Source organism: Spirochaeta lutea, assembly GCF_000758165.1.
In the GTDB taxonomy this organism is placed as follows: Bacteria; Spirochaetota; Spirochaetia; order DSM-27196; family Salinispiraceae; genus Spirochaeta_D; species Spirochaeta_D lutea.
Window position 1 is genome coordinate 168,093 of sequence record NZ_JNUP01000072.1, and the last position, 22,397, is coordinate 190,489.

The window sequence follows — 22,397 nt, forward strand, 5'->3', positions numbered from 1 at the left end:
ACCCCACTTTCCCATGGAAACAATCATATCCACCCCGGACCTAGGCCGGGGGAATTGGTAGATCCAAGGAGGTTTCTATGAACAAACAACAATCCGGCACATTCTTAGGGGCGGTGCTTCTCTGTCTTCTGGGGATTTTGAGCTGCGCCGACCAGCCGATGTTGGAGAAGAATCAGGGCAGCATCCGCGTTCAGCTTGTCCCCGGCTCAGGAAGCCGATCCAGGGCCGTCCTGGGACCGGAACATTCATCCCTCATCGCCAATGGGTATGAGGTCTTCGCCTACAGTCAGGATGGCCAGGGAACCTGGTCGGTAGCGGCGTCCTCCACCCTGGGCCCCGAGGGCTCGGCCATCCTGCCCCTGGAGGCCGGAGAGTATCAAATCAGCGTACTGGCAGGAGTGCGCCGCAGCTCGACTGCTAAAACAACCCTGCTTCTAGGCAGCGCCACCGCCCCAGCCCCAGTAACCGTCACCCCGGGGCAACGCACCTCCGTGTCCCTCACCTTGTTTGCCATTGATCTGACCGTTTCGGTTCCCGAATCAGCTCAATGGGGCGATCTGATTTCCGTCCAGGCACAGGGGTCCACCCGGAACACCGGTGTGGGTATGTCCCTCAGTGGTCCATCCGCCTATGATGGCCCGAGGATTAAATCCACGACCCTATGGGACGGGTACCAGAATTTCTCCCAGCCCGAGGGGACACCTGATTCCTGGTCAGCCCAGATGGAGATTCTCCTGCCCAATACCCTCACCGAGGCCGATATCCAGTTCTTCGGCGCCGCCGTCATCCTATTACCCCAGGGAAGCTTGGGACCTGTCCTGCCCCTGCCGGACACAGCCAACTATACCTGGAAGTGGCCGAACCGCCTGGACATGACGGATGACTGCCCCCTTGTTCCCCTGGTCTACCGTGTCCTACCGGTGACGCCCCCTGATACCGGCCTAGAGCTTCTAGTTCAATGGGAATAGCCTAGAACGGGGTATATTATAAATTTCTAATATTCAAACATTGACATATTGATAACATGGTATTAATATAGATACATAAATATCGAATACCAGGAGTCAACCATGAAGTACCTTGTCATCGGCGGTGTCGCCGGCGGCGCAACCACCGCTGCCCGCCTTCGGCGGTTAGATGAACACGCTCAGATTATTATTGTGGAACGCGGAGGATACATCTCCTACGCTAACTGCGGCCTTCCCTACTACATAGGCGGGGTGATATCCCAGCGGGACCGTCTATTCGTCCAGAGCCCCGAAAGCTTCAAGGAGAACCTCAATATCGATGTTTGGATTCACACCGAGGCCCTGTCTATCCAGCCGGAAAAGAAGCAGGTGAGGCTGAAACATCTAGAATCCGGGAAGACCTGGGATGAGTCCTACGACACCCTGGTTCTTTCTCCCGGTGCAGAACCGGTCCGTCCGCCGATTCCCGGGATCAACAATCCGGGCATCTTTACCCTTAGGGCGGTGAAGGAAACAGATGCCATTTTCCGGTTCCTGGAAGACAATAAACCGAAGCGCGCCGTGATCCTAGGCGCCGGGTTTATCGGCCTAGAGATGGCGGAGAACCTCCACCGTCGGGGACTCTATGTAACCATCGTGGAGATGGCCCAGCAGGTCATGAATGTGGTGGATTATGAGATTGCAGCCCAGGTTCACCAGCATCTCCGAAGCAAACAGGTTGAGTTCTACCTGAACGACGGGGTCACCGCCTTCACCCCACTGAATAAACGCCCAGGGGAGGCCTCTCCCGGCATGGAGATTACCCTCTCCAGCGGAAGAACCATCACCGCAGACATGGTTATCCTTTCCATCGGAGTACGCCCGGAGAACAAACTTGCCAAGGAGGCTGGTCTTACCATCGGCTCCACCGGGGGTATTTGGGTGAACGAATTCCTTCAAACCAGCGATGATCACATCTATGCCCTGGGTGATGCGATAGAGTTTCCCAACCCCATCACAAATACTCCGGCCATAACCTACCTGGCGGGACCCGCCAATAAGCAGGCACGGATCTGCGCTGACAATATTTCCCAGGGGAACCATAAACCCTACAAGGGGGCCATTAACACCGCCATTGCCAAGGTATTTGACATAACGGTTGCCTCCACCGGTTTAAGCGAGAAGACCCTGACCAAGGAAGGCATCCGGTTTGAATCCATCATCACCCATTCATCCAGCCATGCCGGATACTACCCTGATGCCATGGCAATGACCCTGAAAACCCTCTTTGACAGGGAAACGGGCAGGATCTACGGAGCCCAGATCCTTGGGTACCAGGGAGTGGATAAACGTATTGACCTCATCGCTGCAATAATACGCCGCAACGGTACCGTTGAGGATCTCATTGATCTAGAACACGCCTACGCGCCGCCCTACTCCAGCGCCAAGGATCCGGTGCACATTGCAGGATACGTGGCGGACAATATCATGACCGGAAGAAGCAGGCATATCCACTGGCACCAGATCCAGGGCTGCGACCAAAACGAAATCCAACTCATCGACGTTCGTACTGCCGAAGAAGCAGGTCTTGGTACCATCGAAGGGGCAATCAATCTGCCCATCCACGAGCTGCGAAATCGCCTCGGGGAGGTGCCGAAGAATAAGACTCTGGTGGTCTTCTGCGGCGTTGGACAACGGGCATACATGGCAGAACGAATTCTTCGTCAGTCCGGTTTTGAGGATGTCTACAACCTTTCCGGGGGATACAAAACCTATGAATTCGCGGTACAGAAACAAAGCAATGAAGATATCTTCGCACGGGATATCATCTGGAAGGATGATCATATCTATCAAGCCGCTCCCCCGGATTCCCGAACATCCTCAGGTCCTGGGGATAGCCCCATGAGCCCGCCGACATCCCTCCAGGAAATTACACCTCTCGAGGTTGACGCCGTCGGCCTGCAGTGTCCAGGCCCGATCCTAGCCCTGAAAAAACAGATAGACAAGGCCCAGCCGGGGCAGCGTATCCGCGAGGTTGCCAGCGATCCCGGGTTTGCCAAGGATGTCGAGGCTTGGTGCACCATGACCGGCAATACACTCCTGGAGTTGGAGGAACATCGGGGAAGAATCACCGCCCTGGTGGAAAAAGCCCGCGCCCAGGACTCTCCGCCCCTGCACTCGAGCCGGGGCCCCCTTCCCGGAACCGAGTTAAAGAACCATGCCACCCTGGTGGTGTTCTCCGATGATCTTGATCGTGCCCTGGCAAGCCTGGTAATCGCCAACGGTGCCGCCAGCGCGGGGAAGCAGGTTACCCTGTTTTTTACCTTTTGGGGACTGAGCATTCTTAAGAAAACTGCAAGACCCCGGGTGCGGAAGGATCTCCTGGGGAAGGCCTTCGGCTGGATGCTCCCCGGAAACACCACCAAGCTCGGCCTGTCCAAAATCAATATGGGCGGCGCCGGAGCAGCCCTCATGCGCCGGCGCATGAAGGCCAAGGGTGTACAGAGTCTGGAACAGATGCTCACGGATGCCATAGATTCGGGGGTACGCCTGGTAGCCTGTCAAATGTCCATGGATGTCATGGGGGTCAAGCGCGAGGAGCTCCTGGACGAGGTAGAAATCGGAGGGGTGGCCAGCTACCTGAATGCAGCCTCCCAGGGTAATATCAACCTCTTCGTATAGCCGGGCCCTGGAAGGACCACCCCCCCCCTTCTCTCTAGGCCTAAAACCACCCTCCAGCCCCGGCATTTCTTGAAATCCGGGGCTGTTGTGTGTATAACTTGTGGTCTACATGAAATCAAAAACTATTATAACCATAAGCCGCATTCTCCTCGGATTATCCCTTATCCTGGTATTCGTCTTGAGTGTGATTCAACTGCCCGACACCTCCCTAACCGCCGGTAGGGACAAATTGTTCCACGGTCTAGCCTACACCGCCCTAGGAGCCCTGGCAGTACTATCGGTCTTCAGAAAGAGACACCCCATCCAAACCGTTCTCTTGTCCGCTCTGCTCTGCGCGGTCTACGGTGGATTCCTTGAACTGATCCAACAAAGCGTTGGGCGCACCTCGGATATCATTGATGCCCTGGTGAACAGCTTCGGTGCCCTCCTGGGCAGCCTCATCGGTCTTGGACTCCACGCCCTTCTGACCCACCGCACCTCCGTGAATGAGTAGCCAGTCCCGGCTTTTCTCTTGACAGAATCCCCCGGGATCGTCTATCTTTTGTCCACCTGCGACCATCGTATAATGGTATTACCCAAGCTTCCCAAGCTTGTGACGGGGGTTCGATTCCCCCTGGTCGCTTCCTATCCGAACAACTCCCTTCAACCTTGTTGCACTCTCCCGCTGATACATGCCATTATTTTTGACTATGAGTAAGCAATCCCATCCTCTGATACGCCTGCTTTCCTACCTAACCCCCTTTCGCGGAAAGGTAGTGCTTGCGAGCCTTTTTTCGGTCCTTAATAAGCTCTTCGATCTGGCCCCGCCGGCCCTCATCGGTGCAGCGGTAGATATCGTCGTCCAGGGAAAAAACAGTCTCATCGGCCGTCTCGGTTTTCCCGAGCCGGGAGACCAGCTCCTGGTCCTCGGGGGAGTAACCGCCCTCATTTGGATCCTGGAATCGTTCTTCGAGTATCTCTTTCAGGTGTATTGGCGGAACCTCGCCCAGCTAACCCAGGATCGCCTGCGCAAGGATACCTACCGTCATGTCCAAAACCTCGAACTTGCCTACTTTGAGGACCGCTCCACCGGGGGGCTCATCTCCATTCTCGGGGATGACGTAAACCAGTTGGAACGCTTCCTGGATCACGGGGCGAACGATCTCATTCAGGTAGCCGTCACCGTTCTGGTTATCGGAAGCCTATTTATGGTCTCTGCTCCGGAAATAGGATGGATGGCATTATTACCCATGCCCTTCATTATTGCAGGCTCGGTCTGGTTTCAAAAAAAGCTCACCCCGGGTTACGCCTCAGTACGGGAACAGGCAGCCTCGGTCAACGGCCAGTTGGTGAATAACCTGGGCGGGATTGCAACCATCAAAAGCTTCGGGACCGAAGAGTATGAGAACCGCCGCATTGCAGGTCTGTCGGAACACTACCGAAAGGCCAACGAAGGGGTCATCAAACTGAGTTCCGCCTTTGTCCCCCTTATTCGGATGCTTATACTCTCCGGATTCATCGGAATTTTAATCTTTGCCGGGTTAAAAACCCTGAGGGGCGACATGGAAGTGGGGCTGTACAGCCTGCTGATCTTTGTAACCCAACGGCTGCTCTGGCCCCTTACCCGTCTGGGTCAGACCTTTGATCTCTTTCAACGGGCCATGGCAAGCACCCGACGTATCATGAATCTCCTGGACACCCGGGAACATCTGCCCCGGGGTGACAAGCCCCTGGACAAGTATTCCATCACCGGTGCGTACAACCTCAAGGACGTACACTTCCAGTACCGGAGCGGCCCCCCGGTACTCAGAGGGCTGAGCCTCACCATTCCTCCGGGAAAAACCACCGGGATCGTTGGAGCCACCGGAGCCGGAAAGAGCAGCCTCATAAAACTCCTAACCCGGTTCTACGATGTTACCGCAGGGTCCATCACCCTGGACGGTATAGACATCCGGGAATACCGCAATGAGGATCTAGTGCATGCCGCAGGACTTGTTAGTCAGGATGTATTTCTGTTTCACGGGTCGGTGGCGGATAACATTGCCTATGGAAGCTTTCAGGCAACCGCGGATCAGATCATTCAAGTGGCGAAGCACGCCGAGGCCCACGAGTTTATCCGCTCCCTCCCCCAGGGCTACGAAACCCTGGTAGGGGAACGCGGGCAGAAGCTCTCGGGGGGGCAGCGTCAGCGTATCTCCATTGCCCGGGCGCTACTGAAAAATCCGCCGGTTCTTATTCTGGATGAGGCCACCTCGTCGGTGGATAACGAAACCGAGGCCGCCATACAGCGATCCCTCTTGCATATTTCCCAGGGCCGGACGACCATCGTCATCGCCCACCGTCTCTCCACCATCCGTCACGCCGACCAAATCCTCGTCCTGGACGCAGGAACCCTGGCCGAGCGGGGAACCCACCAGGAACTCATCCAGGCAGGGGGAATCTACGCAGGGCTGTGGAAGGTTCAATCCGGCTTGGCAGTGCAGTAGCGCAGAACCGGCGGTACGCTCCCATGGGTACGAACCCGTACCCTAGCGGGGTACCGCCGATACCGCCTCAGGCCTGAAGGTCCTCAATGTATCCTTCCATCTTCGCAATCAGCTCGGATAGTTCCTCCCGGCGCTGACGTTCCTGTTCGATATACTCTTCCTTGGCATTGGATAGGAAGGCATCATTACTCAACCGCTTCTCAATACCGCTAAGGGTCTTGGATTCCTTCTCAATACTCTTTCGAAGCCGGGCGATGGCAGCCTCCACATCGATATACTCACGGATATAGACGTACGCCTCAAACCCCACCCCCGGGGCCGCCAGGGCGCCGGTGGTATCCGGTTTATCCTGACAGTACTCCAGCACCTCGGTTCCGGTAAGCAACCGGATCAGCTCATCATGGGACTCGAAAAATTCCCGGTGGTGAAATCCCTCTTCAAACCGGAGGGAAAAGCGGATTTTCCGGGTAGGCGGAACGGTAAACTCACTCCGCAGGGTCCGTACCTTTCTAATCAAATCCTGGAGGGATTCAAAGGCCAGAGCCTCGCCGGGGAAGTCCCTCCAGTCTTCAGCCTCGGGAAAACCCTCGGCAATCAACGCCCGGCCAGATTCAAGACCAAGACTAGCGGCAATATCCGAATCTGCCACCTGGGGTAGTTTCTGGAAAATCTCCTCGGTCAAGAACGGTAGAAAGGGATGGAGCAGTTTCAGCGACTCTTCCAAGACATACATGAGAATGGAAACCGTCCTGTTCATCTCATCCTCATCCCCTGAACCCAGCCCCAGCTTGCTTGCTTCGATATACCAGTCACAGAAATCATTCCAGAAAAACTCGTAGGCCGCACTGGTGGCATCGTTGAACCGGTAGGTGTCCATGGCCCCCCGAACCTGGGCCGCACACCGGTTTAGGCGGTGGAGAATCCACCGGTCCACATCCCTCAGCCCCCCTAACTCACCCCTGGCGATGGACTGAACCCGATACAGGGTCCGGCCCTCGAGGTTCATCAGCAGGTAGCGGCTGGCATTCCATATTTTATTGGCAAAGCGGCTGCCAAGCCCAAAGGTTTGCTTATCCAGCAAGATATCCTGCCCCTGGGCGGCCAGGAAGGCCAGGGTAAACTTGAGGGCATCGGCGCCGTACTCATCCACAATCTCCAGGGGATCAATCCCGTTTCCCAGGCTTTTTGACATCTTCCGACCCTTTTTATCCCGAACCAGACCGGTAATGTAGATGTCCTTAAAGGGTACCTCACCCATGAACTCAAGGCTGGCCATGATCATCCTGGCTATCCAGAAAAAGATAATGTCATACCCGGAAACCAGGGCCGTGGTGGGGAAAAACCGAGCCATATCCTCGGTATCCTCGGGCCAACCCATAACACTGAAGGGCCAAAGCCAGCTGGAAAACCAGGTGTCCAAAACATCCTCGTCCTGACGCAACCGCCGACCCGCATTCCCCGGATCCTGGGTCGGATCAGTCCGGCTTACAATCATCTCCCCGGTATCTTCATCATACCAAACCGGGATCCGATGACCCCACCAAAGCTGCCGGCTGATACACCAATCACGGATATTCCGCATCCAGTGGGTGTAGGTATTCTCCCATTTTTTCGGATAGAAGGTGATCTTCCCGTCCTCCCAGGCCCTCAGCGCCTTCTGGGCCAGGGGCTGCATTCGAACAAACCATTGTTCAGAGAGGTAGGGTTCAATCACCGTATCGGTGCGGTAACAGTGACCGACCTGATGCACATGGTCCTCCGCATCCACGAAGAACCCCTCCTCCTCCATCCTTCGTACCACGGCCTTCCGCGCTTCTTGCATGGAAAGCCCGCGGTATTCCGACGGAACGGAAGCATTCAGGGTGCCGTCGGGGTTCATAATATTGATCAGCTCTAGGTCATGCCGTTTTCCGATTTCGTAATCGTTGGGATCATGGGCTGGGGTGATTTTAACGGCACCGGTACCAAACTCCCGGTCTACGTACCCATCAGCAATGATGGGAATCAACCGATCCGTCAACGGCAGCCGTACCTTGGTGCCTACCAACCCAGCATACCGCTCGTCTTCGGGATGCACCGCGATAGCCGTATCCCCCAACATGGTCTCCGGCCGGGTCGTTGCAATCTGAACAAACCCGGATCCGTCCTCCAGGGGGTACCGAAAGTGGTAGAGTTTTCCCTTCACTTCCTTAAACTCAACCTCATCATCCGACAGCGCAGATTGCACCCCCACGGACCAGTTTACCAGGTAGGTTCCCTTGTAGATGAGGCCGCGCTCATATAAGGAGACAAACACCTCTTTGACAGCATCGCTCAAGCCCTGGTCCAGGGTAAACCGCTCCCGGGTCCAATCGCAGCTCGCTCCGATCTTCTTGAGCTGATCCGTTATTATCCGATGGTGTTCTTCCTTAACCTTCCAGGTTTCATCCAGGAAGGCCCGGCGTCCCAGCTCCTCACGGCTGGTCCCATGCTTCCGCAGTCGCTTTTCTACGATGTTCTGGGTCGCGATTCCTGCATGGTCGGTACCGGGTACCCAGAGAGTAGGGTCGCCCTTCATGCGGTGGTAGCGAACCAGTATGTCCTGGAGACTATTGTTCAAACCGTGTCCGAGGTGGAGTACACCCGTGACATTAGGGGGAGGAATGACCACTACATAGGGGTTCTCACCGTCCTTCGGGGTTCTGGGCTGAAAATACCCCCCCTGCTCCCAGTAATGGTAGATCCGGTTTTCGAAGTCCCGGGGATTGTACGTCTTTTCAAGTTCAATGGCTTTCATAGCTCCTCCCTCTCATTTAGAAGGGGAGTGTATCAAAAAAAACAGCAGGCGTTCAAGAAAGCACCATTGAAGCCCTTCCCCCCTCACCCAGGGGATGGTAATCCGGTTCAGCCCCTGGCTGGTCGTTGCCTACCAGGAGTCACGGTAGAGCCGGTAGGTCTTGGTGCGTTCAAGCCCCAGATTAACCAATGCTCGGTTCATTCGATGGTTGTTCTCCAAGATCCAATTAGCCTCCAGGCGAATCCCCCGGGGAGCCAGGGCCTCGTACAGACTCATGTACAGCAGGGCATCCAAACCCCGGCCGTGGTACTCCGGCAGCACCGCCAGGCCGAAGAGACGGTAATCCCGTACCCGCGGCAGGGTTGTCAGCAGGTGAGTCCACCCGAAGGGCAAAAGCCTGCCCCTGGTTTTCTCCAGCACGAGGTTAAAATCAGGCCACCCCAGACAGAACCCCACGGGGCGCCCCTGATCCTCTACAAACCAGATTGCCCTGGGATCGATGATGGGCCGCAGTCGCTTTACCATATCCCCCATCACCTCTCGGCTCACCGGTACGTAGCCCCAATTCGCAGCAAGGGCGATATTAGAAATTTCGTAGATGGCGTCAGCCTCCCGGTCAATCCGCCGGGGATCAAAGGGCCGCAGGGAAAACCCGGGATTTCGCTTAAAGAATAGTTCCCGAAAGCGCTGATAGCGGTGGGGTATGGTGTAGCCGGTTTTGGCATCGGCTTGGTATGCATACAGATCCATTGCCTTTTCCAGACCAGCCATGATGAGATTGTCATGGTAATACCGGTAGTTGTAGGGGGTAAGAAACATGGCGGACTCATCAAACCCCTGAATCAACACCCCCCAAAATTCCGCCACCGGGTTAATGGGTCCGAGAATCCCCCGCAACCCCCGATCAGCAGCCCAGACCTTAGCACGGTCCATGAGAGATTTGGTTACCCTCCGGTCGTTCACCGCATCGTAGGCGCCGAATAGGGCAACCTGTTCCCCTTGGGACTCATTGAAGGCCCGGTCATGGTACACCATCAGCCGCCCCAGGGGCCTCTCCCGGGTGATGTCCTGAGAATCGTAGGCAAGCAAGAGGGTAAAATCCACACCATCCAGCATCGGGTTGGAGGATTGATATCCCCGACGTTCATCCGACCAGAGGGGCGGTACCCATCGGGATTCCTGGGCATAGAGCCGTGCGGGAAGACGATAGAACTGACGGTATAACCGGGGCGAATCAACCTCTAAGACTTGGTAGGACTCCATAACCGCGGTTACCGTGCCACGGTATCCCGGCTTCGGGAGATCCGTTGGAGCTTCCGGTAATACTGAGCCTGTTTGAGAACCTCATCAATATCCGAGCAGAACACACGGTTTTCCATGGCCCGGATTTTGGGATTTTTCATGAGCTCCATGAGAGCACGATCACCCTCGGGCTTGCTGAGCCCCACCATATGAACCAACTCCTTAGCCCCGAAGTCAAAGGTATGCGCCTCGTTGGCCTTTATGGGTATCCTGTTTTTCTCCAGCTGGATAAGCAGGACATCGTAGAGTTTTCCTACCGGATCGCTCAGGAGGGTATTAGCAAGCTGTTTGTAAATAAACCAGATCCGCTCGGAAAGCAGGGTTGTCAGTCGGGAAATAATCTGGGGTTGGGTTTTTACCATCCGGGCGAAATTTTCCTTCGTAACCGCCAGTAACACCGAGTCCTCAAAGGCGATAGCGCTGGCACTACGGGGTTTATTTTCCAGGAGAGCCATCTCCCCGAAGATATCTCCCTGCTTGAGTACTGCGAGGAGCACCTCATTTCCGTTTACAATCTTGGTAATCTTAACCGACCCCTTTTGGATGATGTACAGCTCCTTCCCGGGCATCGCCTCAGAAAAGACCATGGTATCCTTGGGGTACTGCCGGGTAAAAGTCTCTGTCTCATCCTCCAGAAACACAGCCTTTGAATAGGGCTTGATCTTCATGATCCGCTGTTTCGCCGTATTCACATGCATTCCCTGGGGGCAGAACTTCAGATACTGGTAGTAGGCGTAATAGGCTTGATTGTACTGGTTCTGTTTTGCGTAGTACTCAGCCACCTCAAATAGATGGTTAATATCCTCATCCGCGTTAGTGGTTTTTTGGGTTAACCGGGCCAGGGCCTGGTCAAGATACCGCATACGCCGGGAAAAGCTCTCGATAATCTTCATGGCTACCGGGGTATTCCGTTCAATCAGGGTACCGTAATTCTCACGGGTTACCGAGATCAGAGAACAATCGGTTATGGCCTGGGCTGTTTCAATATGACTGTGACCGGACATGGTAGCCACAACCCCGAAAAAATCTCCAGGCCCAAGGAGGTTCCCCCCCTCTTCAGCAACCACCTCAACCTCTTTGCTAATGCGGACCTTCCCCTGGCGAATAATAAAAAACTGATTTGCGTTCTGTTTACCTTCAACAATGATGTATGCACCTTTGTTAAAGTTCACCATGGAAAGCTGTAAAGGGTTGCTCATACCGTATCCCGTAGTTAGTCTTAGTTCAAAGTATACGGAGCGCCCTGGGCTAAGTCAATTGTGATAGCCTGGGAACTTCTTCCTCCAGGATAATCATTTCCGGAATCGCTCCATCCAATACAAAAAACCCGAGGATTTTCCTCGGGTTTTCCAGCATACCACATCTCCAAGGTTTTGCTACCTATTGTTGTGAAGTTCTTGGGAATTTTGCACTGAACTGGGATACTGCATGGGCAACGGAAGCAACGGTAGCATCATCACCCTTGCTGGACAAAACGGTGTAGATGAACTCACCCACCGTACGCATATCATCCTCCTTCAGTCCCCGGGTCGTGAGGGCCGGGGTCCCGATCCGGATACCGCTGGTAACGAAGGGGCTCTTGGTATCGTAGGGAATGGCATTCTTGTTCACCGTAATGTTGGCCTTATCCAGCATCTGTTCCGCCTCTTTTCCGGTAATCCCCAGGCTGGTCACATCCATAAGCATCAGATGGTTATCCGTTCCTCCGGAGATGAGACGCAGCCCCTTGGAGGTAAAGTAATCAGCCAAGACCTTGGCGTTCTTGACGATTTGTTTCTGGTAATCCACGAAGGAGGGTTCTAGGGCTTCTTTAAATGCCACAGCTTTGGCGGCGATAATATGCATCAACGGTCCCCCCTGGATCCCAGGCATAATGGAAGAATCCAGCAACTCGCTCCACAGCTTGGTCCTGCCGGATTTTGCTGCCACCTTGCCGATGGTATTCTCCCCATCCTTACCGATGAGGATCATTCCGCCCCGGGGGCCACGAAGGGTCTTATGGGTGGTTGTTGTGGTGAAATGGCTTACCGGTACCGGGTTCGGGTGGAGTTTCGCTGCTACGAGACCGGCAATATGGGCCATATCCGTCATAAACAACGCCCCCACCTCATCGGCAATGGCGCGGAATCGATCAAAATCTATGGTACGCGGATACGCCGATGCACCGGCAATTATTAATTTCGGCTTATGCTCCTGGGCAAGACGTAGAATCTCATCATAATTCAGGGTTTCTGTCTCTTTATCCACACCGTAGTGTACGGCATTGTACAGGGTACCGGATACCGACACGCTGGCCCCATGGGTGAGGTGTCCACCGTGAGCGAGGTCCATACCCAAGATGGTATCACCAGGCTCAAGGACGGTATTGTACACACCGATGTTCGCGCTTGATCCTGAGTGGGGTTGGACATTCACATGGTCTGCCCCGAACAGCTGCTTCGCCCGGTCTCTGGCAAGGTCTTCCGCCATATCAACATATTCACATCCCCCGTAGTACCGTTTGCCAGGATACCCCTCGGCATACTTATCGGTAAGTACTGTACCGGCGGCCTCAAGTACCCCTGGAGAGGTAAAATTCTCCGATGCGATCATCTCCAGCTTCTCGATTTGCCGTTTTTCCTCTAGACGGACTACCTTATACAGTTCGGGATCTACCTTTTCTAGTATAGACACATGTCGCTCCTTGCTTACGGGGGATTTTATGGCTGCAGGATACGGAATCGGAAATAAGATGTCAACAAAGCTCCCGGCCATCCGGGAATGAATTACTAGAATGTTAGGTAGGGAACTTTCCAGCGGGCCTGGCTCAAACGGACACCCTGGGTTGTGTAAAAGATTCCCGGAAGTGTCTGGGCAATACCGGGCAGCTTAATACTGGTCAACACGGAGTGCTCCAGGGAATCCATATAACCCCTGGGTTCGGTAGCCAAGAGGATGTGGTAGGCATCAATCCCCCTTCGGTAGAAGTCCTCAGAATCCTTGGGTAATCCGGGATGCTGGCTAACCATTCCGTCCATCAGAGCCGGATCTGCGGGTATCCAGCCCAACCCGGGCAAAAAGTACTCAATCCATGCATGGGGTACCAGATGATTGTAGGGCAGCACTAGAAACCCGTCGATCATCCGGGCCGGCACTCCTCCTGCACGGAGCAGATCCACCCCGAGACTGGCATAGTCCCTGGAAGAGCCAGGGGTTACAACCTGTTCATCCTCCAAAGCCTCGGAGGGGTCGAGCAACACCTCCGTATACCGGCTTGAGAGGCCGTACACCCCCCCGGGCGGACCGGGTTCGAGCTGGCCGGCTAACCAATCGAACACCAGCTGTACTTTGCGGTAGGGATTCGACTGCCTTCCCACAATCCGCGATGCTGCGGCTTGAATCTGGGTACTCGTTGCATGGGGATGGAGAACCCGGTCCAGTCTGTCCCAGCCTTCAACCTCGGGTAAAAAACCCTGATAGTTCCCGGAAACCTGCCCAGGGTCAATCTCATATGACAACCCGATGCTGGTACCCCGAACCCCCAGAGTCAGATCGATCGGCTGTTCACCTGTCCCGTCAGGTCCTAGGGCGATGACATAGTCCTGACCGGGCTGCTCTGCCACCCGTCGGACGGCTCGCCAACCCTCATCCAGACCACTGATGGTTTCTGTTTTTTCATGAATCCGTTGGTAAGGTCGCTGGGGAGGGAGGGGCACCCGGATAATGAGTTTATCCTGGGGTTGCCCCTGGGTCACCCGGGTCTCTAATCCGTAATGGATCATCCAGTTCTGGTGGGAAACCTCAACGGCGGGCAACTCGGATTGTATGAGTATGGGGACGGTCAGGGTAACCGGTTCCCTTCCGGGAAATTTCAGGGTTACATCCCCGCTACGAGCCCAGGTAGGAATAAAAAACCCGACACTCCCCCGCATCCAGAACTGAGGAACAACAGCTCCGTTCTCCCCCTGGCTATCCGGGAGGTAAACTGCACCGTTTCCCTGGATATCAGGAATTGATGGATGCTTCACTGTAACAAGGGCACCGGTGGTGTATCCTCGGGCGGCTGAGGACAGGACTGGTTCCAATTGTATATCTGAATTGGATTCCAAGCCCTCCCCGGAGCCTGGGGCTTGACTCTCCGCCCTGCGGGGAACCTGGGCCCGGTTCGCAAAAAGCAGACCGTTACTTTGGCCATGGTTGGTTTCCAGGGTGATGAGCCCGGATTGCACAGAATCCGGAACCCTCAGGCTGATCCGCTGGGGTGTCCACTCGATAATCCGGCTCTGGGTTACCCGTGTGCCGGCAATGAAAATCTGCGAGCTCCCCCTGTTGGATCCGAAATGCCTTCCTTCGATAACCAACACCTCACCGGGAGAGGCAATACGGGGGTAGACTCCATCGAGGTAGGGCGGCCGGGACGCCTGGTACCAGAGAACAGCGAGCAGAACAACTAACACGCCGCCGGAAAGCAGTAACCAGAGCCGGATTTTTGTAAAGGAAGGTCTCATTGCCCTTCCTGGCTTTTTTCAAGAAATTCCGAGAGGGATTGGATACGAATATGGAGGACCAGGTTTGCCTTTCCAAGTCCGGCTTCCTGTGAATCGACCCCCAGGGGGTAGAAAATCACCGGATCCCCTAACACGATGGGCACCGAAGTAAAGGCAGATTGATACTGTACCTCCTTCGTCCCCTCATCCCGCAACCAGGTCTGTCCCTTCGCCAGGAGAACTACATCGCCATTTTGCTGGGTAAAGGGAGTAAATTCCGCCTCAATAGTCAGGTTCAGCCCGTTGATACGGATCTGCACGCCCTTCCCGTAGACCGTAATCTCCCGGAACTGCATGCTCCATAGAATCCGGTCGTCATCAGATTCCACCTGGGCTTGAATATCTACTAACAGTGCATCGTCCCGAAGGGCTTCAAGAATGGCCTGGGGATCCTGCTGAATGGCATCCTGGCCTGGGGTTACCGTCTCGCCCTGGTTAGGCGTATCCGGAGCGTGTTCGGGAACAGACTGAACCGAGGGAGGATCACCGAGCTGGCTATCCGTCCGGGGTTGTACATCTTGTCCGTAGACTCCCGCAGTAAAACAGAGCATCAAGAGAGAAACAATTGGAACCCTGGCCCGGTCAGTTCTACTCATTGGCGCTGTTCCCTTGGATGATCAATCCTGAATTCTCCAGGCCTTGGGTCTGGCCTGCTTCGGGGGAAGGGGAAAAATCCAGACCAGGAGGGACCTGCCGTGTACCGCTAGAGGTAACCAAGGCCGGCTCGCCGATGAGTTCAAGATTCCGCTGTTCCGGCATCTCAATGGTAATCTCTCGGATACGACCTGTTCCCTGTAGGATCTGAATCAGTTGGCTCAGGTCTTGAACGGTGATGGTAACCCCGGGCAAGGCTGCCTGAGGGCCGGTTTTCATTTGGTCTAGAGCCTGTTGCAGCACCATAAGCTGGTCCACCGAGAGGGGAAGACCGTCGAAGCTTGTCCGGGAGTAGAATCCCTGGGGGGTGGAGCCGGTGGTTGATCCGGAGGAGCCTCGGGATGCAACGGGATTGAGAAAGCCCTGATCCAGAACCTGAGAAACCTGGGCTTGGGCCTGGGCAGCCGAGAGGTCGGCAACCTGATTATCCATGCGTGGGGTCCGGGATAAACTTGCCAGACCAAACCCAAGGCTGAACATGAGCACCAGAGCGGCGGCGGCAGCTGCCGGCAGGGGAAGGCTCATCCGCCATGAAAAAATGCCTCCCCTTCGAATTACGGAAAAGGGAGAAGTCTTGGCCGGCTTAGCCCCTCCGGATTCAAGGGTCGCATAAATCTTTGATAGTACCTCTTCACCCTGGGGCACAAGATTCTCTTCAATCCTCGTACTATCGTTCTTCAGCACCCTATGGGCATAGAGGAGTTCATCGTAGGCCTGTTTGGTATCGGCCTCGTTTTCGATCCTGGCGGTTATCCGGGATTTCCAAGGTTCGGGTATTTCCCCGTCGATATAGGCGGACAATAATTCTCTATCAAGCCCCATAGCCACTACCTCCACGCTTCAGTACCTCAGCAAGCTTTTCACGTCCGCGAAAGGCCCGTACCTTCACATTTCCTTCGCTCAATCCAAGAACCTCGCCAATCTCTCGGTAGCTCAAATCACCGTACTCCTTCATTACCAATACAACCCGGTACTTCTCGGGAATCTTCTCCAGCGCCTGTTGCACCTCTTCCCGGGTCTCGCTACGGATAGTTAGATCCTCCCCGGATTTCTGATCCCGGACGGGTTCCTTCAGTAACCGTTCATAAGCCTTCCGTTCACGCTTCTTACGCTTTACGTAATTCAGCGCCAGATTTTTGCTTACCCGGATGAGCCAGTACTTCGCCTGGTTCTCATCGGGAATCTGATCCAGCCGGTGGTAATACCGTATCATCGCCTCGTGACAAACCTCTTCGGCAGCTTCGCGGCTGTTGGTTATCCTAGCGGTTACCCGGGCGATTATGGGAAACACCTCGGTATACACGCGGTAAAATAGATCTTCCTGTTCCTTGGTCCACTTCATTAAACAATACGCCTCAGGTATTCGTTACAGCTTTTCTTCAGCTGGTGTCCAGGTTGTTCCCTGGGGTGTATCAATGAGCATAATTCCTTCGGATTTGAGCTCATCCCGTATGGAATCGGCTAGGGAAAAATTCCGGTTCTTCCTAGCCTCGTTTCGATCTTGAATCCTCAGTTCAATACGCCGGACCAACTCGGGGTCAAGGGACTCCTGGGAGACCTGATCCTCCTCTGGGGCAGTAAAATCACCCAAGCCAAGCCCAAAGATAGTATCCATCCCCGCGATGAGGAGGCGCTTCTCCCAGGGCTGGAGCTCCTTATCCTTCACAACAGCCCAGGCGTCCGCCAAACCCCGGGGCATATTCAGATCATCGGCTATGTGTTGGGTAAATTGCCTGCGGTACTCCAGGGCCTTTTCGGACAATCCGGAGACACCTTCCTGCCGGCGGGCTGTGTCCATGTCGGGCAGGGTACCGACCCGGGACATGAGATTCCGGCGGGCGGACTGAGCGGCTTGCAGAGCCTGCTCGGTAAAGGTCAACTGGGTCCGGTAGTGAGCCCCGAGGCAGAAAAACCGGTAGTCCATGGGGGTGTAACCCATTTCTTCCAGGCGGGAGAGGGTAAGAAAATTACCCGAGGATTTACTCATTTTAAAGGCTTTGGTGAGGAGAAATTCGGCATGAAGCCAATACCGCACCCAAGGGGATTTACCCGTTGCCGCCTCAGTTTGCGCAATTTCATTGGTATGGTGGACGGGAACGTGGTCTACTCCCCCGCAATGGATGTCAAATTGATCTCCCAGGTACTTCCGGCTCATGGCGGAGCATTCCAGGTGCCAACCCGGATATCCCTGTCCCCAGGGGCTGTCCCAAACCATGGCCTGGTGTTCGAACTTTGAATTGGTAAACCAGAGTACAAAATCCCTGGGGTTCCGCTTGTTCTGGTCTACCTCGATCCGTGCACCGGCCTGGAGGTTTTCCTGATCAAGGCTGGCAAGCTCGCCGTAGCGGGGGAATTTACTGATATCGAAATACACGTTGCCCCCGGCCTGATAGGTATACCCCCGATCTTCCAGCTGCTTCACCAGGGCTATCATATCCTGGATGTGTTCCGTTGCCCGGCAGACAATGCTAGGCTTCTGGATATTCAGCTTTTCGGTGTCCTCAAAAAAGGCCTTGGTATAAAACTCTGCTATCTCCCAGGGGCTCAGCTTCCGCTCCCTGGCAGTCTTCATCATTTTATCCTCACCATCGTCGCCGTCGTCGGTCAGGTGCCCTACATCGGTGATGTTCATTACATGGGTTACCCTGTATCCCAGGTAGGTCAGGGCTCGGACTAACAGATCCTCAAACAGGAATGTTCGGAGGTTTCCAATATGTGCGTAGTTATAGACTGTGGGGCCGCAGGCGTATAAACGGACCTCGGAATCGTGGATGGGTTTAAATTCTTCAACCCGGCGGCCCATTGAATTATAGAGCGATAGTGTCACGCAATACCCCTTTTCTCCGGTTACCAGACTAGTCACCCCGGGGCTCAACCGCACCCCCGGTTCGGCGTCGGTTCAGGGACGGGAACAGATCGGTTCCTACCCCCAAGCGGGTTCTGACTGCCCAAACTGCTAGGACAAAATGCCCGAGAACCCCAGGTTTTGATGACGCCCATTGTACCAGTCTTTTCCATCGGCTCAAGCCGATATACCTCCAATATTCTGCTTAACATAGGATAGTTTGGTCGATATACTGCAGGGTGTGAACAGGGTACGTGATCTCTTTGAAAAAATCAATATTGAGGGCAAAATCGCCTTTGGGGAACCCCTCAGCAACTATACCACCTTTCAGGTGGGCGGCCCGGCCGAGGTCTTCGCCCAACCCAGATCAATTGCGGATGTAAAACGCTTAGTAGAATGTGCAGAGGAGCACCGAATCCCCTGGTTCATTCTCGGCGGCGGAGCTAATATCCTGGTATCCGATGCGGGCATCTCCGGTTTAGTAATCCATATGGAATCCCTGTCGGAGATCCGCCGCCAGGGGACTACCCTCTTTGCCCAGGCGGGCATACCGGTGAGCAAGGCTGCAGCCTGGGCCGCCGACCAAGGCCTATCCGGCTTTGATTTTATTTACGCCATGCCCGGCAGTGTGGGCGGGGCCATCTGGATGAACGCCCGGTGTTACGGCTCTGAGATTGCCGATATCCTTACCCGGGTAACCTATTTGGATCCCCAGGGTACCATCCGTACCATGGTCCCCTCCAGGGAGGAGTTCCGCTACAAGGACACTCCCTTTATGAAAAACTCGAATGTTATCCTCCAAGGAGAGTTCAATCTTCACCGGGAGGATTCCAGGGTTCTGTGGAACCGTATGAGGGGGTACGAGGCGGACCGCCGGAGTAAGGGGCATTTTGATGCGCCCTGCGCCGGCAGTATTTTTAAAAACAACCGCGACTTCGGCGCGCCCTCGGGTAAACTCATCGACAGTCTGGGCCTGCGGGGGCTCGCCTACCGGGGAGCTCAGGTGAGTCCCGGTCATGCAAATATTATCATCAACAGAGGCGGCGCCCTGGCCTCTGACATCCGAGCATTGATAACCCAGGTGCAGCAGCGGGTGCAGGACGGTCTGGGCATCACCCTGGAACCTGAGGTTCTCTTCGTGGGAGACTGGGAGCATGAGCAATCTTCGTGAAAAACTGAAGGAGTACCTGCACCTGATGGACCAGGATGATATTTCCCAGGTACTGAATGAACTGTCCAACACCGAACTCTTGGAGCTCTGGCACGACATGAATGACGAAGAGGCCTCGGAGTTCTTCCTGCTGCTCTCGGAAAAACGCAAGGTTGAATTTCTTACCCACCTGCCCGAGGGGGATCAGGAATGGCTGCTTCTATCTATTAACCGGGACAGTACCAAAGAGATTCTCATGCGCCTGGAACCCGACGATTTGGCAGACATTATCCAGGCCATCAGTCCCGAGGTCCGTGAATCAGTCTGGAACTCCCTCTCCGATGAGGCTAAACAGGAAACCAGATTCCTCCTTAAATTTGATGAAGACGATGCAGCCGGACTCATGACCCCCAGGTACGTAGCCCTGCGATCGAATATCACGGTTGCCCAGGCCATCCAGTTCATCCGCCGGGGCGTAGAGGATATTGAGACCATCTACTATGTCTACGTTGTGGATCCCCTGAAACGACTTCAGGGTGTTATCTCCCTGCGGGAAATCCTATTCTCCAACGACAACGACCGCATCGGGGATAAAATGGTCCAGAACGTTGTATCCGTCCGTGAAGATACCGACCAGGAGGAGGTTGCTAAGACCTTGGAGGATTATGATTTCCTGGCCCTCCCTGTCGTGGACCGCTACAACCGACTCCTGGGCATCGTCACCTTCGATGATGTCATCGATGTAATCCGGGAGGAACAGACCGAAGACATCTACCGGATGGGTGCCATGGAGGGATCTGCGGACATCTATTTAGAAACCTCGGTTTGGGGAATGATCAAGAAGCGGATTCCCTGGCTCATCATCCTCCTGGTCCTGGGTACCGTTACCACCAACGTACTCGATGCCTTCGGTAGCATCTTCGCTTCGGCCTACTTCCTGACCCTCTTCATCCCGGTCATCACCCAGACGGGGGGTAACTCCGGGACCCAGAGTTCCACCCTGATCATCCGCGGATTAGCCATGGGCGACCTGAACTTCCGGGATATCGGGCGGGTTATGTTGAAGGAGCTGCTGGTCGGTCTCCTTATGGGGGTTCTCCTGGGACTGGTCATTCTGCTCCGAAGCGTCTTTCTGCCCCCGGGTCTGGAGGTATACCAGGCCATGGTCGTCGGGATCAGTCTGGTATTCGTGGTGCTGTTCTCCTCACTACTGGGTGCTCTGGCTCCCCTGGTAATACACCGCCTAGGAGGCGACCCCACGGTAATCGCCGGCCCCCTCATGTCCACCTTCATAGACCTTACCGGAATAACCATATACTCCACCGTTGCCAAAGAACTGCTCAGCCTCTAATTCCCTGGTATTCGGGTTTTAAGGTGACTCCACGGCATTGCTAACCTGTACCGCCCCCCGAAACATCCTACTTTTGAGAAATCCGTTCCAGTCGCCAGGATAGGGAGAACTCCAGCTGCTCCTGAAACCCTGGATGCAGCACCAGCGAGACTCCCGCCCCCTGAAGAATTTCTGGAGACAGGAGATCACCTGTCTCCACCCGGGCTTCCATCTTCAGCCGCCATACAGGGTCCACCCTAAACCTGGCAGTGCCGCGTATGAATCCCCCCACACCGGTGAACGCCCCGAGAAAATCGTCGCCAATTCCCTGGAATCCGAGGGCAAGCTCTCCCCTATCTCGGATACCCCCGAGACATTCCAGGGTGAATATCCGGGAAGGAAGCTCTTCATCCCGGGCTTTCCACCCGGCCTCAGCAGAAATTTTCCCGAACACCCTACCAAACCCCTGAACATACACCCGGCCGGTCCCCTCGAATATCCCCGCCGGTCCAGCGGCAATAGCACCCGACAGCCCAACAGGACCGGCAAATCCGTCCGCAGTCCCTTCATGGATTCCAAGGAAGCCCGGGCCGGCATCCAACCCACCCTGCCAGAGCCTTATCCTCCATCGGGCACTCAGGCCTATTCTGCCTGCTCCAGGGCTGGCGGCACCTACCTGAAGATTACAAAGCAACCCGCTGGAAAACTCCTTCCCCAGGGAGGCATAGCCCTCGGTCCAGATGAGGGGCTTTTCTGTGTAGAGAGCATACCAGGGAATATGAAGGCCCACACCAGCCTCCCACCGGGGGGTCACCAGGGGAGCCATGGCCTCCCTGGGATCTTCCTGCCTAGCCCAGCCCCAGGGCAGACCCGGGCTCGATTCAAACCCAACCCCCAGGGCACCCCAAAAACTCCCCCCAACCACCGGACGTCCCCGGGCCGCTGCCATCCCCCTACCACGGATGCCGAATACCATCTGGTGCTCACCACCACCATCGAAGGCGCCCCAGACCCCCAGAACACTGGGGAAATCAGCCCGGGATGCCCACTGCCCAATCAGCAGCGATTGGGGACGCTCATCATCGGCAAAACGGAGTGCCCAAAGGAACCGGCCTTCTCCCCCTACCCCGGCAACCCCGGGCTTGCCGCTCCCCGGCGATGCGAATTCCGTGGCTCGGGACAGGGGGGCGCCGGACAACACCGCAAAATCAGCAGGACCCGGGTTCCATGGTCTTCTCAACTGAGCAGTTCCTGCCCCCCAGCTCAGGTTCCCCGCCCAAAATCCCGGGAGGGACACCCGCAGGTCTGCTAATCGGGGATACTGAGCGGTTTCCAGGGGCTGAAATACATAGACCCGGAGTTCAGCCGGTTCTCGATTGAAGGCCTTCCAAGCCCCCTGGGAGGATCCTACCCCGGGACCACGAGCCCCCAGAGAGAGGGCGGCGTCCCAAAAAAATCCAGTGTTCTGAGATTTGGCAGTAAACCCTAGGGCCTCCAACACCACCCATCGTTGCAGTCTGCCAAGGTTCCCGGGCTCCAGCGCATCCGCGCCCCCGGTTATTTCGTCCGCGGGCGATACGACATGTTCAGGTTGACACCATACCCCGGGCATGCCAAACAAGAGAAGGATGACCGTAATTACCAAAGACTTGACGGCAGAAGAGGTTTCCATACCCTGATATCCGTCAGAACTAGCGGTTTTACTTCTAAAAATCCGGAC

The 22,397-nt window shown here is 55.3% G+C and carries 16 protein-coding genes and 1 tRNA gene; 7 read left to right on the top strand and 10 right to left on the bottom strand.

The window, feature by feature from the left end; translation table 11 throughout:
- Nucleotides 1–77: 77 nt before the first annotated feature.
- The 5 genes from DC28_RS14410 (at nt 78) to DC28_RS14430 (ending at nt 6,094) form a co-directional block, all read left to right on the top strand.
- The gene (locus DC28_RS14410) at nt 78–968 is read left to right on the top strand and encodes a hypothetical protein (protein ID WP_037550229.1); all 891 of its coding nucleotides are present in this window, start codon (nt 78–80) and stop codon (nt 966–968) included.
- Nucleotides 969–1,070: 102 nt separating this feature from the next.
- Nucleotides 1,071–3,629: an FAD-dependent oxidoreductase gene (locus DC28_RS14415; protein ID WP_037550232.1), complete on the top strand. Its 2,559-nt coding sequence runs from the start codon at nt 1,071–1,073 to the stop codon at nt 3,627–3,629.
- Between the two features lie 109 nt (nt 3,630–3,738).
- Nucleotides 3,739–4,122 (top strand): VanZ family protein, encoded by a 384-nt coding sequence (locus tag DC28_RS14420; RefSeq protein ID WP_037550234.1) that lies wholly within the window; start codon nt 3,739–3,741, stop codon nt 4,120–4,122.
- Nucleotides 4,123–4,180: 58 nt separating this feature from the next.
- Nucleotides 4,181–4,251, top strand: a tRNA-Gly gene (locus tag DC28_RS14425).
- 67 nt (nt 4,252–4,318) lie between these two features.
- The gene (locus DC28_RS14430) at nt 4,319–6,094 is read left to right on the top strand and encodes an ABC transporter ATP-binding protein (RefSeq protein WP_037550236.1); all 1,776 of its coding nucleotides are present in this window, start codon (nt 4,319–4,321) and stop codon (nt 6,092–6,094) included.
- Nucleotides 6,095–6,161: 67 nt separating this feature from the next.
- On the opposite strand, the gene DC28_RS14435 is transcribed toward DC28_RS14430, so the two are convergent.
- The 9 genes from DC28_RS14435 to cysS all read right to left on the bottom strand — a co-directional run bounded on the left by DC28_RS14435 (nt 6,162) and on the right by cysS (nt 18,179).
- Nucleotides 6,162–8,870, bottom strand: coding sequence for a valine--tRNA ligase (locus DC28_RS14435; RefSeq protein WP_037550238.1), 2,709 nt, complete (start codon nt 8,868–8,870; stop codon nt 6,162–6,164).
- A 129-nt stretch (nt 8,871–8,999) separates the two neighbouring features.
- The gene (locus DC28_RS14440; protein ID WP_037550240.1) at nt 9,000–10,133 is read right to left on the bottom strand and encodes a GNAT family N-acetyltransferase; all 1,134 of its coding nucleotides are present in this window, start codon (nt 10,131–10,133) and stop codon (nt 9,000–9,002) included.
- Between the two features lie 8 nt (nt 10,134–10,141).
- Nucleotides 10,142–11,371, bottom strand: a complete 1,230-nt coding sequence (locus DC28_RS14445) for a Crp/Fnr family transcriptional regulator (protein ID WP_037550242.1) — start codon at nt 11,369–11,371, stop codon at nt 10,142–10,144.
- A 181-nt stretch (nt 11,372–11,552) separates the two neighbouring features.
- Nucleotides 11,553–12,845, bottom strand: coding sequence for a serine hydroxymethyltransferase (glyA, locus tag DC28_RS14450; RefSeq protein ID WP_037550542.1), 1,293 nt, complete (start codon nt 12,843–12,845; stop codon nt 11,553–11,555).
- Between the two features lie 95 nt (nt 12,846–12,940).
- A complete protein-coding gene (locus DC28_RS14455; RefSeq protein ID WP_037550244.1) occupies nt 12,941–14,659 on the bottom strand; it encodes a transglutaminase domain-containing protein in 1,719 nt (572 codons plus the stop codon).
- Nucleotides 14,656–15,294 (bottom strand): hypothetical protein, encoded by a 639-nt coding sequence (locus DC28_RS14460; protein WP_037550246.1) that lies wholly within the window; start codon nt 15,292–15,294, stop codon nt 14,656–14,658. Before DC28_RS14460 ends, DC28_RS14455 begins: the two co-directional genes overlap by 4 nt.
- Nucleotides 15,287–16,174, bottom strand: coding sequence for a hypothetical protein (locus DC28_RS14465; protein WP_037550249.1), 888 nt, complete (start codon nt 16,172–16,174; stop codon nt 15,287–15,289). The genes DC28_RS14460 and DC28_RS14465 overlap by 8 nt, the downstream gene beginning before the upstream one ends.
- On the bottom strand, nt 16,164–16,694 hold the full coding sequence (locus DC28_RS14470; protein WP_037550252.1) for an RNA polymerase sigma factor: 531 nt from the start codon (nt 16,692–16,694) through the stop codon (nt 16,164–16,166). The genes DC28_RS14465 and DC28_RS14470 overlap by 11 nt, the downstream gene beginning before the upstream one ends.
- A gap of 24 nt (nt 16,695–16,718) precedes the next feature.
- The gene (gene cysS / locus DC28_RS14475; RefSeq protein ID WP_037550255.1) at nt 16,719–18,179 is read right to left on the bottom strand and encodes a cysteine--tRNA ligase; all 1,461 of its coding nucleotides are present in this window, start codon (nt 18,177–18,179) and stop codon (nt 16,719–16,721) included.
- 259 nt (nt 18,180–18,438) lie between these two features.
- Between cysS and murB the strand changes: the two genes are divergently transcribed.
- Together murB and mgtE are read left to right on the top strand one after the other, a co-directional pair.
- The gene (murB, locus tag DC28_RS14480) at nt 18,439–19,368 is read left to right on the top strand and encodes a UDP-N-acetylmuramate dehydrogenase (RefSeq protein ID WP_037550544.1); all 930 of its coding nucleotides are present in this window, start codon (nt 18,439–18,441) and stop codon (nt 19,366–19,368) included.
- Complete coding sequence (gene mgtE / locus DC28_RS14485) at nt 19,352–20,698, top strand: magnesium transporter (RefSeq protein WP_037550258.1); 1,347 nt, start codon at nt 19,352–19,354, stop codon at nt 20,696–20,698. Before murB ends, mgtE begins: the two co-directional genes overlap by 17 nt.
- Before the next feature lie 67 nt (nt 20,699–20,765).
- On the opposite strand, the gene DC28_RS14490 is transcribed toward mgtE, so the two are convergent.
- Nucleotides 20,766–22,349, bottom strand: a complete 1,584-nt coding sequence (locus DC28_RS14490) for a hypothetical protein (protein ID WP_037550262.1) — start codon at nt 22,347–22,349, stop codon at nt 20,766–20,768.
- Nucleotides 22,350–22,397 lie beyond the last annotated feature (48 nt).

Bases quoted from the DNA above. Each gene is read 5' to 3' on its own strand.
- DC28_RS14415 (WP_037550232.1), top strand. From the start codon at position 1,071: ATGAAGTACCTTGTCATCGGCGGTGTCGCCGGCGGCGCAACCACCGCT.
- DC28_RS14420 (WP_037550234.1), top strand. From the start codon at position 3,739: ATGAAATCAAAAACTATTATAACCATAAGCCGCATTCTCCTCGGATTA.
- DC28_RS14445 (WP_037550242.1), bottom strand. From the start codon at position 11,371: ATGAGCAACCCTTTACAGCTTTCCATGGTGAACTTTAACAAAGGTGCA.
- DC28_RS14410 (WP_037550229.1), top strand. From the start codon at position 78: ATGAACAAACAACAATCCGGCACATTCTTAGGGGCGGTGCTTCTCTGT.
- DC28_RS14490 (WP_037550262.1), bottom strand. From the start codon at position 22,349: ATGGAAACCTCTTCTGCCGTCAAGTCTTTGGTAATTACGGTCATCCTT.
- mgtE (WP_037550258.1), top strand. From the start codon at position 19,352: ATGAGCAATCTTCGTGAAAAACTGAAGGAGTACCTGCACCTGATGGAC.
- DC28_RS14440 (WP_037550240.1), bottom strand. From the start codon at position 10,133: ATGGAGTCCTACCAAGTCTTAGAGGTTGATTCGCCCCGGTTATACCGT.
- DC28_RS14455 (WP_037550244.1), bottom strand. From the start codon at position 14,659: ATGAGACCTTCCTTTACAAAAATCCGGCTCTGGTTACTGCTTTCCGGC.
- DC28_RS14435 (WP_037550238.1), bottom strand. From the start codon at position 8,870: ATGAAAGCCATTGAACTTGAAAAGACGTACAATCCCCGGGACTTCGAA.
- DC28_RS14430 (WP_037550236.1), top strand. From the start codon at position 4,319: ATGAGTAAGCAATCCCATCCTCTGATACGCCTGCTTTCCTACCTAACC.
- DC28_RS14460 (WP_037550246.1), bottom strand. From the start codon at position 15,294: ATGAGTAGAACTGACCGGGCCAGGGTTCCAATTGTTTCTCTCTTGATG.
- DC28_RS14465 (WP_037550249.1), bottom strand. From the start codon at position 16,174: ATGGGGCTTGATAGAGAATTATTGTCCGCCTATATCGACGGGGAAATA.
- DC28_RS14470 (WP_037550252.1), bottom strand. From the start codon at position 16,694: ATGAAGTGGACCAAGGAACAGGAAGATCTATTTTACCGCGTGTATACC.